9 protein-coding genes are annotated in these 15,523 nt (G+C 54.0%); 7 read left to right on the top strand and 2 right to left on the bottom strand.

Annotated features, from left to right (window positions below):
- Window positions 1-110: 110 nt before the first annotated feature.
- Complete coding sequence (gene yeiP / locus NMC31_RS08395; RefSeq protein ID WP_149462066.1) at window positions 111-683, bottom strand: elongation factor P-like protein YeiP; 573 nt, start codon at window positions 681-683, stop codon at window positions 111-113.
- A 150-nt stretch (window positions 684-833) separates the two neighbouring features.
- Here yeiP and NMC31_RS08390 point away from each other — a divergent pair, with 150 nt between their 5' ends.
- The 4 genes from NMC31_RS08390 (at window position 834) to NMC31_RS08375 (ending at window position 10,051) form a co-directional block, all read left to right on the top strand.
- Window positions 834-1,088, top strand: coding sequence for a YkgJ family cysteine cluster protein (locus tag NMC31_RS08390; protein WP_253897606.1), 255 nt, complete (start codon window positions 834-836; stop codon window positions 1,086-1,088).
- A gap of 572 nt (window positions 1,089-1,660) precedes the next feature.
- Window positions 1,661-6,931 carry a peroxidase family protein gene (locus tag NMC31_RS08385; protein ID WP_253897597.1) on the top strand — a complete coding sequence of 1,757 codons (5,271 nt, stop codon included), beginning with the start codon at window positions 1,661-1,663 and terminating at the stop codon, window positions 6,929-6,931.
- 49 nt (window positions 6,932-6,980) lie between these two features.
- The gene (locus NMC31_RS08380; protein WP_253897596.1) at window positions 6,981-8,723 is read left to right on the top strand and encodes a type I secretion system permease/ATPase; all 1,743 of its coding nucleotides are present in this window, start codon (window positions 6,981-6,983) and stop codon (window positions 8,721-8,723) included.
- A 2-nt stretch (window positions 8,724-8,725) separates the two neighbouring features.
- Window positions 8,726-10,051: an HlyD family type I secretion periplasmic adaptor subunit gene (locus NMC31_RS08375; RefSeq protein ID WP_253897595.1), complete on the top strand. Its 1,326-nt coding sequence runs from the start codon at window positions 8,726-8,728 to the stop codon at window positions 10,049-10,051.
- Here NMC31_RS08375 and setB read toward each other — a convergent pair.
- Window positions 10,048-11,229 (bottom strand): sugar efflux transporter SetB, encoded by a 1,182-nt coding sequence (setB, locus tag NMC31_RS08370; RefSeq protein WP_253897594.1) that lies wholly within the window; start codon window positions 11,227-11,229, stop codon window positions 10,048-10,050. The two genes, NMC31_RS08375 and setB, sit on opposite strands and share 4 nt — an antisense overlap.
- A gap of 371 nt (window positions 11,230-11,600) precedes the next feature.
- Here setB and fruB point away from each other — a divergent pair, with 371 nt between their 5' ends.
- Genes fruB through fruA form a run of 3 tightly spaced genes read left to right on the top strand, consistent with a single transcriptional unit; the run spans window position 11,601 to window position 15,372 of the window.
- Window positions 11,601-12,731, top strand: coding sequence for a fused PTS fructose transporter subunit IIA/HPr protein (gene fruB, locus NMC31_RS08365; protein WP_253897593.1), 1,131 nt, complete (start codon window positions 11,601-11,603; stop codon window positions 12,729-12,731).
- A complete protein-coding gene (gene fruK, locus NMC31_RS08360; protein WP_108473649.1) occupies window positions 12,732-13,670 on the top strand; it encodes a 1-phosphofructokinase in 939 nt (312 codons plus the stop codon).
- Between the two features lie 16 nt (window positions 13,671-13,686).
- Complete coding sequence (gene fruA / locus NMC31_RS08355) at window positions 13,687-15,372, top strand: PTS fructose transporter subunit IIBC (RefSeq protein WP_253897592.1); 1,686 nt, start codon at window positions 13,687-13,689, stop codon at window positions 15,370-15,372.
- Window positions 15,373-15,523: the final 151 nt, after the last annotated feature.

Genomic DNA, 15,523 nt, shown 5'->3' with positions numbered 1-15,523 from the left:
TGCTCGCCGGGGGCGCTGCGCTTGCCCGGCCTACAAGTGAAAACAATTTGATGAATTGCACCGACCTTGTAGGCCTGATAAGCGAAGCGCATCAGGCGTAGGCATCGCGATTAGTCCGCGCGACCCATATAACGTTTTTCTTCAATATGAATACGGATTTTTTCGCCCGCGCTCAGGTATTCAGGAACCTGAATAACGAGGCCGGTGGTCAGCGTAGCCGGTTTGTTTCGTGCACTCGCAGACGCACCTTTAATGCCCGGTGCCGTTTCGACGATTTCCAGATCAACGGTCTGCGGCAGTTCCAGCGCCAGCAGCTGGCCGTCCCACAGCAGAACCTGCATATCCGGCATGCCGCCTTCAGGAATGAACAGCAGCTCTTCTTCAATCTGATCTTTAGTGAAGGTGTACGGGGTATAGTCTTCTTTATCCATAAAGACGTATTCGTTACCGTCAACATAAGAGAAGTCAACAAAGCGGCGGTTCAGCGTAACGGTATCGAGGATATCGTCGCCTTTAAAACGCTCTTCAACTTTCAGGCCGGTGCGCACATCGGAGAAACGCATTTTATACAGCGTTGCAGCGCCACGGGCGCTCGGTGACTGAATATCAATATCTTTAACAATCAGCAATTTGCCGTTGTAATTCAGCACCATACCTTTCTTAATTTCATTCGCTCTTGGCATTGCATTTATCCTGTGTACAAGGGTGTCAAAAATATCGCGTAAAAGTACTCGCGACGGGCCTTTCAGGCAAGAGGAATTGAAGGGTTTTGCTATCTTCCGCTAAAAGGTGATACTGTGCGCGCCATTGCGCCCCTGATAAGAGTCTACATTATGGAATGTCGCCCGGATTGTGGGGCCTGCTGCATCGCGCCGTCTATCTCCAGCCCGATCCCAGGCATGCCAAATGGCAAGCCTGCAAATACCCGTTGCATCCAGCTTGCGGATAATAATCTGTGTAAGATTTTTGGCATGCCGGAACGTCCTCTGGTTTGCGGGGGCCTGCAACCCGCGCGTGAGATGTGTAAAACGCATCGTGATGAGGCGATGGTTTATCTGCTCAAACTGGAAGAAGATACGCTGCCGTAACTAGATTGTTATGGAGCAATGCGTGTGTATCCCGCTCGTTTATTGAGAATATTTCTCGACAACATCAATAAATATATTCACCAAAAAAATGATTCAATCTCATTAAGTTAGCGCTCTGAAAGATATATGACAAAATGAGTATTCATCGCCCTTTTTTAATGAAAAAGTATGATACTAAGAAAGTAGTGAGCCTTCATATTTAATATTACAATAATAACGCGTGGCAACTATATTAGTCTGGTAATCAATATGAGCGATACTTTTTTATAAATTAACGTAATGACTGTTTTTTTACGTACTCACTTCTGTTGAGGCTTCAGTCTGCCTGTATATTTAATTTTCATCACCACTAGTGATTAAATATGACGGTTTCACTTAAGCATTTTGTCAGGAGATAACGCTTACCTCTCAATTATTATCTTGAGTTAACAAGATATTCATTAATGACAAAAGGGAAGTTGCAATAGTAACAGATAATTGATTTTATCTGCTCCCGCTCGCTCTTTTTCCGCCTGTCATTACACAGTGCAGGGAAAGCGCAAAACATGTTAATTAATAAAGAGGTAATGGTTATGGCCTCACAATATGATTTCACCGTCACACTGCACGATCTTGAATTTATTTTGAAGCAAATCAAGATCTCCGAAGCAGCAACCAATACTGATGGCAGTATCAATGGCGATCTCCTGCGCGACCTCGTCTCCAGCCCTCTGTTACCGTATGGGATACGCACTGTCGATGGTTCCTGGAACAACCTGTTACCGGGGCAGGAACTGTATGGTTCTGCCGATCAAACTATGCCGAGGCTGACGACTATCAACTGGGCGGATGCCGACGCAATGACCAGCTACACCCAGTTGAATGGTGCAACGGTTATTGACGCAGACCCACGTATTATCAGTAATCTGATCTCAGACCAGACCGACTCAAACCCGGCGGCAATTGAGGCGCATGAAGAACTTTCGGGTTCTCCTGGCGGCGGAACGGTATCAGATAATGGCAGTTTATCCATTCCTAACCTCTCGCCTGATATCGGTTTATCCCCGGCATTTAATGGCTGGATGACGTTCTTTGGCCAATTCTTTGACCATGGTCTGGATTTAATTCCCAAAGCGGGAAATGGCATTGTATTTATTCCTCTTCAGGAAGATGATCCATTATTTGTTCCAGGTTCCAGCACTAACTTTATGGTCCTGACACGCTCGCAGGTGGATGAAAATCATAATACCGTTAACCTGACCACGCCTTTTATCGACCAGAACCAAACCTATACCTCTCATCCTTCCCACCAAATATTTATTCGTGAATATGTCATGGTAGATGGGAAACCGGTTCCAACAGGTCATTTATTAGAAGGTGCCAACGGTGGCCTGGCGACCTGGGCGGATGTTAAACAGCAGGCAGAAATGCTGCTGGGCATTAAATTAACCGATCAGGATGTATTTAATGTTCCGTTACTGGCAACAGACCGCTACGGTAATTTGATCCTCAGTGAAAATGGGAAGGTACAAATTGTGACTACTGGCGGGCTGTTCGAGGCCAACGGCGGACCACTTCCAGCGGGAACATTGCGCACCGGGCACGCTTTCCTTGATGATATTGCCCACAGTGCGGTCCCTACCGCAGGGCTAACGGCCGATGCCGATACCGCTATTGGCGGTGCGCCGGTTGCAGGCACGTATGATGACGAACTTCTTGCCCGCCACTTTATTACCGGCGACGGACGTGGGAATGAAAACATCGGCTTAACGGCGGTGCACTCGGTATTCCATAGCGAGCATAACCGTTTGGTGGAAGAGTACAAAAACACGCTGCTGGCAACCAACGATGTCGATCTCATCAATCAATGGCTGATGCCGGATCATCAGATAACCGCGATTCCGGCGAATCTTACTTCACTGCAATGGAACGGTGAATACCTGTTCCAGGCCGCGCGCTTCGCCACGGAAATGCAGTATCAGCACCTTGTGTTCGAAGAGTTTGGCCGTACCGTGCAGCCTGCCATCGACCCGTTTGTCTTCTCGAACAGCGCGGATATTAACCCGGCGATTTTTGCCGAGTTTGCCCACGTGGTCTACCGTTTTGGTCACTCGATGCTGACGGAAACTGTTGATCGTACCAATATGGCGATGCAGGGGGATGATGTTGGTCTTATTCAGGCTTTTCTGAACCCGGTAGCGTTTAATGAATTTAATGGACAAATCATTTCTGACGACCAGGCGATTGGCGCCATTGTGCGTGGAATGTCACGGCAGGTTGGTAACGAAATCGATGAATTTATTACCGATGCGCTACGTAATAACCTGGTCGGCCTGCCGTTGGATTTAGGCGCGCTGAACATCGCCCGTGGGCGTGAAACCGGGATGCCAACCCTGAATCAGGCGCGTGAACAGTTCTATGAACTGAGCGGAAACAGCCAACTGCGGCCTTATACCAGTTGGGCGGATTTCGCCTCGTTCCTGAAAAATCCGGCGTCAATCATCAACTTTATGGCGGCCTACGGTCAGCATGAGTCGATCCTTGCCGCGTCAACCATTGAGGGCAAACGCGCGGCGGTGAATTTCCTGCTCTTTGGCAATGACACGACTTCGCCACCCGCCGATGCCATGGATTTCTTCAACAGCACCGGCGACTGGGCGACAAAAGAATCAGGCCTGAATAATGTTGATTTCTGGATTGGCGGCCTGGCAGAGCGGAAAAATGAGTTTGGCGGCATGCTCGGCTCAACCTTCAACTTTGTCTTTGAAACCCAGATGGAGATGTTGCAGGACGGCGACCGTTTCTACTACCTCAGCCGCACTCAGGGGCTGAATATGCTCAACGAACTGGAAGCGAACTCCTTCTCGGCGCTGGTGATGCGTAACAGTGACCTGGGTGCTGCCGGGTCGTCACATCTTCCGGCTCACCTGTTCCAGACGGCGGACTACATCTTCGAAGTGAACCGCGCGCTGCAAACGGATGCGGACCCGACCTGGGGCAATCCGCTGAAAGATTTGCTGACGCCGTTGCTGGTACGTCGTGCCGCTACCGGCGATGTGAATGGTGATGGAGCATCCGACGGTGCTTATCTGAAATACTCCGGTGACGGACACGTGGTGCTCGGTGGTTCCGCCGGGAACGATACCCTCATCGGCGGAAAAGGTATCGACAGCCTGTGGGGGGATGGCGGCGACGACCGTCTGGACGGGGGCGATGAAGCTGACGTGGTGCACGGGGGCGACGGAAACGACATCATTACCGACACCAACACGCCCATCGGCGGGGCAGATTTCCTGCATGGAGACGCAGGCCACGACGTTATCTTCTCCGGTAACGGAAACGATCTGATCTTCGGTGGCAGCGGCAGCGATTTCCTGTCGGTGGGCGAAGATGCACAGGAAGTCTTCGCCGGACGCGATAACGACTTCGTGCTTGGCGGCTCTGGCGGCGATGCCCTGTTGGGCAATGAAGGCGATGACTGGCTGGAGGGCGGCGATGGTTTTGATACTCTCACTGGTGAGAACTCTGAGCTCTTCTTCAACAGCACCATCATCGGCCACGACATTCTCAATGGTCAGGGCAACGACACCGACTACGATGGCGAAGCGGGTGACGACATCATGGTGCAGGGTGCCGGTATCCAGCGTAACAATGGCATGGCGGGGTTCGACTGGGCTATCCATAAGGGCGATCCTAATGGGGCGAACTCGGATCTCGGCATTCCTATCTTCGTAAACCAGCAGGAGTTTATTCTGCGAGACCGCTTCGACCTCGTTGAAGGGCTGTCAGGCTGGAAGTTCAACGACGTGCTGATAGGAACCGAACAACCTATTGGTACCGCACCTGTTCAGGGTGTGCCGCTGTCAAACAACCTGACTCAGGAAGGGGTCGATCGCATCAGCGGGTTACAGAGCGTTATCGGGGGGGCGCGAAGCAACAATCCGAATGCGGTGGTGTTTAACCCGGATAACGGCGGCGATATTCTGCTCGGCGGCGGCGGCAGCGACAGGATGATGGGTAAGGCTGGCGATGACATTATCGATGGCGATGCCTGGCTGAACGTCCGTCTGGCGGTAAGCGGCCTGGCGGGCGTCACCAGCGCCGATAGCCTGAATGAGCTGAAATCCTACATGCTGGCGGGCACCCTGAAACCGAACCAGATTACGATGGTGCGCGAGATTCTGCGTGAAGGCGCTGGAACGGAAACGGATATTGCGCTTTATCGGGACCTGAGCAGTAACTACCTCTTTACCCGCATGGCGGATGGCAGCCTGAGAGTGGACCATGCCACACCAGCAGCCGGGTTGGTCAACGATGATGGCGTCGACCGGTTGCTTAACATCGAAAAAGTGGAGTTTGGTGATGGCGAGCAACTGTGGGTCACTGCGCAGGCAGCGACCGGAAGTCTGGCCATCAGCGACACCACGCCTTCGCAGGGGGATTTACTGCGCGCCGACCTCACGAATTTGCGAGATGGTAATGGGATTGCCGCAGCGACCGTGGTCACCCTGACGTGGCAGGCACTGAGCGGAGGGCAATGGCTGGATCAGGCGACTGGCCCTGAATTCCGTGTACCTAACGGGTTACAGGGCGCGCAGTTACGCGTCGTCGCCAGCTTCACCGACCGTATGGGCGACGCCGAGCGGATTATTTCGTCGCCCACACAAGCCGTTACCCCGCGAAATCAGCCCACCACGGGGCTGCCGGTCATTAACGATTTGACCCCAACCGAGAGCCTGACGCTGACCGCCATTGTCTCCGGGATTGCGGACGCTGACGGCCTAAGCGGCGGTAACTTCAGCTACCAGTGGCGAATGAGCAATGGCAACGGCTTCGTCAACATTAATGGCGCAACCGCCGCGACCTATACGCCGACCCAGACGGTTGTTGGTCGGACGCTACAGGTGATGGTCACTGTCCGTGACGACGAAGGCAACCCGCCGGTCGTGCTGACGTCTGCGGCAACGCAGGTGGTCGGCGATCTCAACGTTGGCAACAATCAATCCAACAACCTCACAGGTACCGCAGGAAGCGACATTCTGCGCGGCGAGGGCGGTAGTGATGTGCTGTCAGGGCTGGGGGGCGATGACACGCTGATAGGCGGTGCCGGAAACGACACGCTCGATGGCGGTGCGGGCCGGGATATCCTGGAAGGCGAAGCCGGAGACGACACGCTGAACGGAGGGCTGGATGCCGACACTATGTCCGGTGGCACCGGTAATGATACCTATATCGTGGATAACCTGGGCGATGTTGTCAGTGAAGGCGTCAATGCGGGAACGGATGTGGTGGAAACCAGCCTCGTCAGTTATGTGCTGGCCGATAACGTCGAGCAACTGGTCTTCACCGGCAACGGTAACTACACCGGTACCGGCAATGCACTGGCCAACACCATGACCGGCGGAAATGGCAACGATTCGCTCTCCGGGCTTGGCGGTAACGATCTGCTGCGCGGTGGGAACGGCAGCGATCGCCTGGATGGCGGCGACGGTAACGATACCCTTCAGGGCGACGGCGGTACCGATACGCTGCTGGGTGGCGCAGGTAATGACGTTCTCACGGGCGGTGCAGGCAACGACATTCTTAACGGTGGGGCCGGAAACGACACCATGAACGGGGATGCCGGGAATGACACTTTTGCGTTCTCTGCAAGCTTTGGGCGCGACCTTATCTCCGGTTTCGACAGCAATGCGGCTGGTGGACAGGATTTCATCGACCTGCGGTTGTTAAACATCACCAACTTTGCGGCTCAGGTGCGTGTCACGACCGTTGCCGGTGATGCCACCATCACTATCGGGAACGATGTCATCACACTGGATGGGGTGAATGCCAATACCATGAGCGTCGGCGATTTTATTCTCTGATAACGCTTAAGGTACGCATCCGATATTAACCGGTTATAAGGAGAAGATTATGTCGGGCCAGCATACGCAATCAGAACTGAACAGGGCGCTGAAAGGAACTCGCTCCACTTTTACTCTGCTGCTGTTTTTTAGTTGTGTCATTAATATGCTTATGCTGGCTCCGGCAATTTATATGTTGCAGGTGTACGACCGCGTGCTGGTCAGCAAAAACACCACCACGCTGTTAATGCTTACCTTGCTGATATTTGGGCTATATATCGTCATTGGCCTGATTGAGTCGGCGCGCGCCAGCGTGATGGTGCGCCTCGGCAATCGGCTGGATGTAAAATTAAACCAGTTGGTTTTTAACGCCGCCTTTAAGCGCAAGATAATTGCCGGAGATAATAACCCGGCCCAGGCGCTGGCGGAGTTAGATCAGGTGCGCCAGTTTTTATCCGGAAACAGTCTTTTCGCGTTGCTGGATATTCCCTGGACACCATTCTATCTCTTAATCGCCTTCCTTGTGCATCCGTTGCTTGGCTACCTCTCTGCCGGGGGCATTATTATTCTGTTCGCACTGACGCTGTTTTCCGAAATATCAACAAAACGTGTGATTGAGCAGGCGCATGCGCTGACGATAAATAACGGCAGCAAACTCAATAAGCAGCTGCAAAATGCGGACGCGATTGAGGCGATGGGCATGCTCCCTACGCTGAAAAATCATTGGCTGGAGCAACACAATAAAGTGCTGGTGCTGCAAACGCAGATTGCGGATAAAATCGCGCACTTAAGCGGCCTGAGCCGGTTTGTGCGTATCCTGCTGCAATCCATCGCGCTGGGGGCCGGGGCCTTACTGGTCATTAAAGGGGAAATCACACCCGGCCTGATGATTGCCGCGTCGATCATTCTTGGGCGCGTGTTGAACCCGGTTGAACAGGTGATCGGTAGCTGGAAACAGTTTGTGCAGTTTCGCGGCGCGTGGCAGCAGTTGGCCACCTTACTGAAAAGCTATCCCGCGGCGAAAGCGGTGCTCACCCTGCCGCGCCCGACGGGCAAAATCAGCGTGGAAAATGTGTTCGCCGCGCCTCCGGGGCTGAGTTCGCCGACGCTGCGCAATATCTCCTTCCAGCTTGATGCCGGGGAGGTGCTGGGGATCATCGGCCCGTCGGCCTCGGGTAAAACGTCGCTCGCGAAACTGCTGGTGGGCGTCTGGGGTACGCTATCGGGCAAAGTGCGCCTTGATGGCGCGGATATCTGCCAGTGGGATAAAGCACTGCTCGGCCCGGCCATAGGCTACTTGCCGCAGGACGTCGAACTGTTTGATGGCAGCATCGCGCAAAACATCTCGCGTTTTGCGCTGATGGACAGTGAAAAGATCGTCGCGGCAGCGCAACTGGCGGGCGTTCACGAAATGATCCTCCGCTTTCCTCAGGGCTATGATACCCCGCTTGGCGTCGGCGGGTATCAGCTCTCCGGCGGCCAGCGTCAGCGAATCGGGCTGGCGAGAGCGGTGTATAACAATCCCGCGTTTATTGTGCTCGACGAACCCAATGCCAATCTCGACGATGCCGGCGAGTTCGCGCTGATTAAAGCCATTAATACCTTACGCAATCAGGGGCAAACCACGGTCATTATTTCTCATCGCCCGACGCTGCTTGGGGTGGTCAACAAAGTGCTGTTACTCAACGACGGGGCGATGCAGCAGTTCGGTACCCGTGACCAGGTGTTTGCCAGCCTCCGTCAGGCAAACGTTCTAAAACCGGTGGCTGAAATGGCTGAACCGTCTGCTAATAACGACCAACGCGAGGCCTGAAAATGAAAAAGCAGAACTCCGTAAACGATGATGACTGCGTTGATACCCGGATCTGGCCGCCGTTGCTGCGAGGGCTTGTGGTCATACTGTTCGGTGTCGGCGGTTTTTTGCTGTGGTCGGCAAAAGCGCCGCTTGATGCAGGGGTGGTGGCTGATGGCACGGTAACCGTATCCAGCAACCGGAAAACGCTCCAGCACCTGAGCGGTGGCCGCGTGACGGCTATCGACGTAAAGGAAGGCGATACGGTTAAGAAAGATCAGGTGCTGATACGGCTGGATAAAACGCCGCTGGAGATGCGCTACAGCGCGCTGGGCGCGCAGTATTTGTCAGCCAAAACCATTGAAGAACGCCTGCTTGCGGAACGTGATGGGCTAGAAGCCATCGTTCTTGATGCATCGCTGACACAACAGTTTTCGGGAAGCAAACGGCTGGTGGAGGCCCGCCAGCTTCAGGCGCGCTTGTTCGAAACCCGGCGCAAAACCGTACAGGACGAAGTGGCAATGCTTGAGGAAAATTTAGAAGGCCTGATCGGGCAGATAAATAACCTCAACAAAGTCAAAGGATTCCGCGACCATCAGTTTAGCCTTATCAGCCGCGAACTCGGCGCAATTCGTTCTCTGAGTGAGAAAAACTATTATCCCAAAGCCCAGATGCTGGTGCTGGAGCGGGAGGCGGCGGAAATCTCCGGCAGCATATCCGAGGATATTTTAAATATCGCCAAACTGAAGTCGCAGCAGAACGAAATCAAAATCAAACTCTACCAGGTGCGGCATGAATACGTGCAGGAGGTGGAGTCTGAATTAACTTCGAAGCAAAAAGAGCTTTCAATGCTTGAGGATGAACGTATTTCAACCCGTCACGAGCTGGATAATACGGAAATTCGTTCACCAATAAACGGTACGGTGCTGGATGTGAAGGTGAGTACTATAGGCGGGGTGATACAGCCTGGGGAACATCTGATGGATATTGTTGCGGCCGGGCAACCGCTGCAAATTGACGCACGTATACCGGTGCACGCGATTGATAAAATGGCGCCCGGATTAATGGTGGATGTTCTGTTCCCGGCGCTAAACCACGCGTTATTACCGTCAGTGCCTGCTCGGGTGCTGACCGTTTCGGCGGATCGCTTAATTGATGAAGCCACCCAGCAGCCGTATTACCTGGCGGAAGTTCAGGTCTCACGAGAAGGTGTAAAACTACTGGGAGACTACAAAATTAAAGCCGGTATGCCGGCAAGCGTCACGATTAAAACCGGCGAAAGGACCTTCCTGAGTTACCTCTTTAAACCGCTGCTGGCGCGCCTTGAGCTGGCTTTTAAAGAGTATTAAACATCTTTCACGCGCATCAGACAGCCGCTGGTGATGACACACATCACCAGCGCTATCCAGAACACCGCGTGATAACTCCAGATTTCCGCGACAACGCCCGCCAGCGACCCGGCGATGATCCAGCCGACGCGGGTCGTATTGGTGTACAGCGTGGTGGCTGAACCGGCCTGGCCTGGCATCAGATCCTGAAAATAGAGCATACCAATACCGGCGAGAATACCAATGTAGATTGCGTTAAGTAGCTGTAAGCCGAGCAGTAAAACGGGTGTGTGGACCGTCAGCATCCCGACGTAGAACAGTAATCCGCTGACGGCCGCGATACGCATTAAAAAGCGTTTGCCGAAGCGTTTAGCATAATATCCGGCAATCAACATGGTTGGGATTTCGAGGCCCGCCGCCGTGCCCATCATCACGCCCGCCAGTTTTTCAGGCAGATGTAACTCTTCAATAATAAACAGCGGCATATTAATGATGTACAGACTGTTGGTGCCCCACATCAGCGTGCAGATGGTAAACAGCAGCAGGGCATCACGACGGTTAGTGCGCGGCGCTTCTATGTGTCCGGCGGTGGTGCCTTTACCTTTATGCATGCTGGGCAGTAAAAACCAGACGATGATACCGCAGACAATAAACGCCATCGCCGCGCTGAGATACATCACCGTAAAGCCAAAGCCCATCGCCAGCGCATAGGCCAGCGGCGGGCCAATGACCCAGGCGAGTGACACCTGCGCACGTAGAATAGAGCTGAACATGACCGCTTCACGCCCTGTTTTATCTGCATGCTCGCGCGCAAGAGCGAACATTTGCGGGTTGGCGGTGGAGCCAAAACTGCTCAGAAAAACCCCGACAAACAGCAAAATAAAGTAGTTACGATTCCAGGCAAAGAGCAGGCAGGCGAGCACACCCAACAGGCAGCAAAACACGATCAGGCTTTTGCGATCGCCTTTGCGATCGGATCGCCCGGCCAGAAACTGGCTTACCAGGATGCCAATGATCGCGCTACCGGTAAAGAAGAAGCCCACCATCGCCGGGCGCGCATGAACTTCATTAGTCAGAAACAGGCTCAGGGTCGGCGTTTGCAACGCTCCGGCGATACCGGTTAAAAATGCAACAATCAGAAACGACGATGAGGTGAGATCAAACGAACGTCGGGGAGCGGCGGCAGAACTGTTTTGCATATCTCTTAATCGCTAGCGTGACAGGAGGCGGGAGTTTACGTCGCCACTCAGAAAATGAACAGTCATCTACATCAAATTCCGCACATAAAAATTAAAAAGCCATTTCAAAATAATTCTCACTCAAGCTGACGTTTTGCTGACGCCTGAAAACCTGGCGATTAAGGTGTCAGCAGTTGTGGTATTAATGCTAATAAAATGTGCTGTAGATCTAACTTTAAACATCAGAAATTCAACTTATCTTGCAGGCTGGTTAAGAAAGGCACAGACTCCATTGAAACGTTTCAGCGTCATCTGACTTTAATTCTGATATAAGGTGACGCCTTTTTTCTCATGTTGGCTGAAACGATTCAATTCAGCAGGAGAGGAGAACCATGTTCCAGTTATCTGTTCAAGATATTCATCCCGGTCAGCAGGCCGCGGATAAAGAAGAGGCTATTCGGCAGGTTGCTTCAGCACTGGTCAGTGCGGGCAACGTGGCGGAAGGCTATGTCGCCGGGATGCTGGCGCGTGAGCAACAAACGTCCACGTTTTTAGGTAATGGCATCGCCATTCCGCACGGCACCACCGACACGCGCGACCAGGTGCTGAAAACCGGCGTCCAGGTTTATCAGTTTCCGCAGGGCGTGACCTGGGGAGAAGGGCAAACGGCATATGTGGCTATCGGTATCGCGGCGAGCTCTGATGAACACCTTGGTTTGCTACGTCAGCTGACACACGTGCTGAGCGATGATTCCGTGGCTGAACAGCTGAAAAGCGCCACCACCGCTGAAGAGCTGCGTGCGTTGCTGATGGGCGAAAAGCAGAGCGAATCGCTGAAGCTTGATAACGACACGCTGTCGCTGGATGTTGCAGCCAACGATCTGGTGACGTTACAGGCGTTGAACGCCGCGCGTCTGAAAGAGGCCGGAGCGGTGGATAGCGCATTCGTTGCACACGCAATTAATGAACAACCGCTGAATCTTGGTCAGGGTATCTGGCTGAGCGATGGCGTGAACGGCAACCTGCGTAGCGCGGTGGCGGTTAGCCGCGCGGCAAGCCCGGTCAGCGTGGGTGACTCTCAGGCCGCGATGTTAATTACCGTGGCCATGGCTGACGATCAACCGACAGCCGTGCTCAGTCGACTGAGCAATCTGCTGCTGGAAAATAAAGCTGAACGTCTGCTGAAAGCTGATGCCGCCACCGTGCTGGCGCTGCTGACCAGCGACGACGCGGCAGCGGAAGACGTATTAAGCGAAGAATTTGTGGTGCGCAACGAGCATGGTTTACATGCCCGCCCGGGCACTATGTTAGTCAATACAATCAAACAGTTCAGCAGTGATATCACCGTCACCAACCTTGATGGCAGCGGTAAACCGGCGAACGGTCGTAGTTTGATGAAAGTCGTCGCACTCGGCGTGAAGAAAGGCCATCGCCTGCGCTTCACCGCTCAGGGGGACGATGCTCGTCAGGCACTGGACGCAATTGGAGAGGCGATTGCCTCTGGCCTCGGGGAGGGCGCATAAATGAGCAGACGCGTTGCAACAATCACACTGAATCCGGCCTACGATCTGGTTGGCTTCACGCCAGAAATTGAACGTGGTGAAGTTAACCTGGTACGTACCACCGGCCTGCATGCTGCAGGTAAAGGGATTAACGTTGCAAAAGTGCTGAAGGATCTGGGCATTGATGTCACCGTCGGCGGTTTTCTCGGGAAAGACAATCAGGATGGTTTTCAGCAACTGTTCAGCGAACTCGGTATCGCTAACCGTTTTCAGGTGGTGCAGGGCCGTACCCGTATTAACGTTAAGTTGACGGAAAAAGACGGCGAAGTCACCGACTTCAACTTCTCCGGTTTCGACGTGACTGCCGCAGACTGGGAACGTTTTGTGAACGATTCCCTGAGCTGGCTGGGGCAGTTCGACATGGTGTGCGTAAGCGGCAGTCTGCCAGCGGGCGTCAGCCCGGAAGCGTTTACCGACTGGATGACGCGTCTGCGCAGTCAGTGTCCGTGCATCATTTTCGACAGCAGCCGTGAAGCGCTGGTGGCGGGCCTGAAAGCTGCGCCGTGGCTGGTAAAACCGAACCGTCGTGAGCTGGAAATTTGGGCAGGCCGCAAGCTGCCGGAAATGAAAGACGTGATCGACGCAGCTCACGCTCTGCGTGAACAGGGTATCGCTCATGTGGTGATTTCACTCGGTGCAGAAGGCGCGCTGTGGGTGAATGCGTCCGGTGAGTGGATCGCGAAACCGCCGTCAATGGAAGTGGTCAGCACCGTCGGCGCAGGCGATTCCATGGTCGGCGGCCTGATTTACGGCCTGTTGATGCGTGAATCCAGCGAGCACACGCTGCGTCTGGCGACGGCGGTGGCGGCACTGGCTGTCAGCCAGAGCAACGTCGGCATTACCGACCGTACCCAACTGGCGGCCATGATGGCGCGCGTTGACTTACAACCGTTTAATTAACAGCAGGAGATAAATCATGAGAACGCTGCTGATTATTGATGCCGGACTCGGACAGGCTCGCGCCTACATGGCGAAAACCCTGCTGGGCGCGGCGGCGCAAAAAGCAAAGCTCGAACTGATTGATAACCCGAACGATGCGGAACTGGTGATTGTGCTGGGTTCAACCCTTCCGGCGGACAGCGCGCTGGTCGGGAAGAAAGTGTATCTGGGCGATATTAATCGCGCAGTCGCGCACCCGGAACTGTTCCTTGGGGAAGCGAAAGGCCATGCGCTGCCTTACGAAGCGCCTGCCATTGCGGCACCGACAACCTCCGGCGCGGTAAAACGCATCGTGGCGGTAACCGCATGCCCGACCGGTGTTGCGCACACCTTTATGGCGGCAGAAGCAATTGAAACTGAAGCTAAAAAACGCGGTATGTGGGTGAAGGTTGAAACCCGTGGTTCCGTGGGCGCAGGCAATGCCATCACCCCGGAAGAAGTTGAGCAGGCCGATTTGGTTATCGTAGCGGCGGATATCGAAGTGGACCTGGCGAAGTTCGCCGGTAAACCGATGTACCGTACCTCGACCGGCCTGGCGTTGAAGAAAACGGCGCAGGAGTTTGATAAAGCCGTTGCCGAAGCGAAGCCCTATCAACCGACCGGTCAAACTCAGGCTGCGGCCAGCGCGAAGAAAGAGGGCGGCGGCGCTTATCGTCACCTGCTGACCGGCGTTTCTTACATGCTGCCGATGGTGGTCGCGGGCGGCCTGTGTATCGCACTCTCCTTTGCCTTTGGTATCAAAGCGTTTGAAGTGCCGGACACGCTGGCAGCCGCGCTGATGCAAATCGGTGGCGGTTCAGCCTTTGCCCTGATGGTTCCGGTTTTAGCGGGCTTTATTGCTTTCTCGATTGCTGACCGTCCTGGCCTGACGCCGGGTCTGATCGGCGGTATGTTAGCCGTGAGCACCGGTTCCGGCTTCATCGGCGGTATCATTGCAGGCTTCCTGGCCGGTTATGTGGCGAAAGCCATCAGCACGAAGCTGAAACTACCGCCGAGCATGGAAGCGTTGAAACCGATTCTGATCATTCCGTTGGTGTCCAGCCTGATCGTCGGCCTGGCAATGATCTACCTGATTGGTAAACCGGTTGCCGGCATTCTGGCAGGCCTGACGCACTGGCTGCAAACCATGGGTACGGCGAATGCCGTCCTGTTGGGCGCAATCCTCGGCGGTATGATGTGTACCGACATGGGCGGCCCGGTGAACAAAGCGGCTTATGCGTTCGGTGTGGGTCTGCTCAGTACGCAAACCTACGCGCCGATGGCGGCAATTATGGCCGCAGGCATGGTGCCACCGCTGGCGATGGGCGTAGCCACGCTGGTTGCGCGCAATAAGTTCGATAAAGGTCAGCGTGAAGGTGGTAAAGCGGCGCTGGTGCTGGGTCTGTGCTTCATCTCCGAAGGGGCAATTCCTTTCGCAGCGCGTGACCCGATGCGTGTTCTGCCATGCTGTATCGTCGGCGGGGCCATCACCGGCGCTATCTCCATGGCGGTGGGTGCAAAACTGATGGCGCCGCACGGTGGTCTGTTTGTTCTGCTGATCCCTGGCGCAATCACCCCGGTTCTGGGTTACCTGCTGGCGATTGTGGCGGGTACACTGGTGGCGGGCTTGTCCTACGCGGTGCTGAAACGTGCTGACGCGGAAGGGGTAGCGAAAGCGGCGTAAGGTTTTATCTTCTTGTTAAAAAGGGCGGAGATTATCTTCGCCCTTTTTTCATGCCTCAAATAATTGTGTCCTAAATCCCATTTTTTTCTACTACATAACGCATATTGCTAATATATTTGTGATTCACTTCATATCTTTTCCATAACGCTCC

Source organism: Pseudocitrobacter vendiensis (assembly GCF_943590815.1).
Lineage (GTDB): Bacteria > Pseudomonadota > Gammaproteobacteria > Enterobacterales > Enterobacteriaceae > Pseudocitrobacter > Pseudocitrobacter vendiensis.
The sequence above is the reverse complement of the archived record's forward strand: the minus strand, read 5'-3'. Positions and strand labels throughout refer to the sequence as shown.

Excerpts from the sequence above, each read along its gene's own strand:
- yeiP (WP_149462066.1), bottom strand. The coding sequence starts at position 683 with ATGCCAAGAGCGAATGAAATTAAGAAAGGTATGGTGCTGAATTACAAC.
- NMC31_RS08390 (WP_253897606.1), top strand. The coding sequence starts at position 834 with ATGGAATGTCGCCCGGATTGTGGGGCCTGCTGCATCGCGCCGTCTATC.
- NMC31_RS08385 (WP_253897597.1), top strand. The coding sequence starts at position 1,661 with ATGGCCTCACAATATGATTTCACCGTCACACTGCACGATCTTGAATTT.
- NMC31_RS08380 (WP_253897596.1), top strand. The coding sequence starts at position 6,981 with ATGTCGGGCCAGCATACGCAATCAGAACTGAACAGGGCGCTGAAAGGA.
- NMC31_RS08375 (WP_253897595.1), top strand. The coding sequence starts at position 8,726 with ATGAAAAAGCAGAACTCCGTAAACGATGATGACTGCGTTGATACCCGG.
- setB (WP_253897594.1), bottom strand. The coding sequence starts at position 11,229 with ATGCAAAACAGTTCTGCCGCCGCTCCCCGACGTTCGTTTGATCTCACC.
- fruB (WP_253897593.1), top strand. The coding sequence starts at position 11,601 with ATGTTCCAGTTATCTGTTCAAGATATTCATCCCGGTCAGCAGGCCGCG.
- fruK (WP_108473649.1), top strand. The coding sequence starts at position 12,732 with ATGAGCAGACGCGTTGCAACAATCACACTGAATCCGGCCTACGATCTG.
- fruA (WP_253897592.1), top strand. The coding sequence starts at position 13,687 with ATGAGAACGCTGCTGATTATTGATGCCGGACTCGGACAGGCTCGCGCC.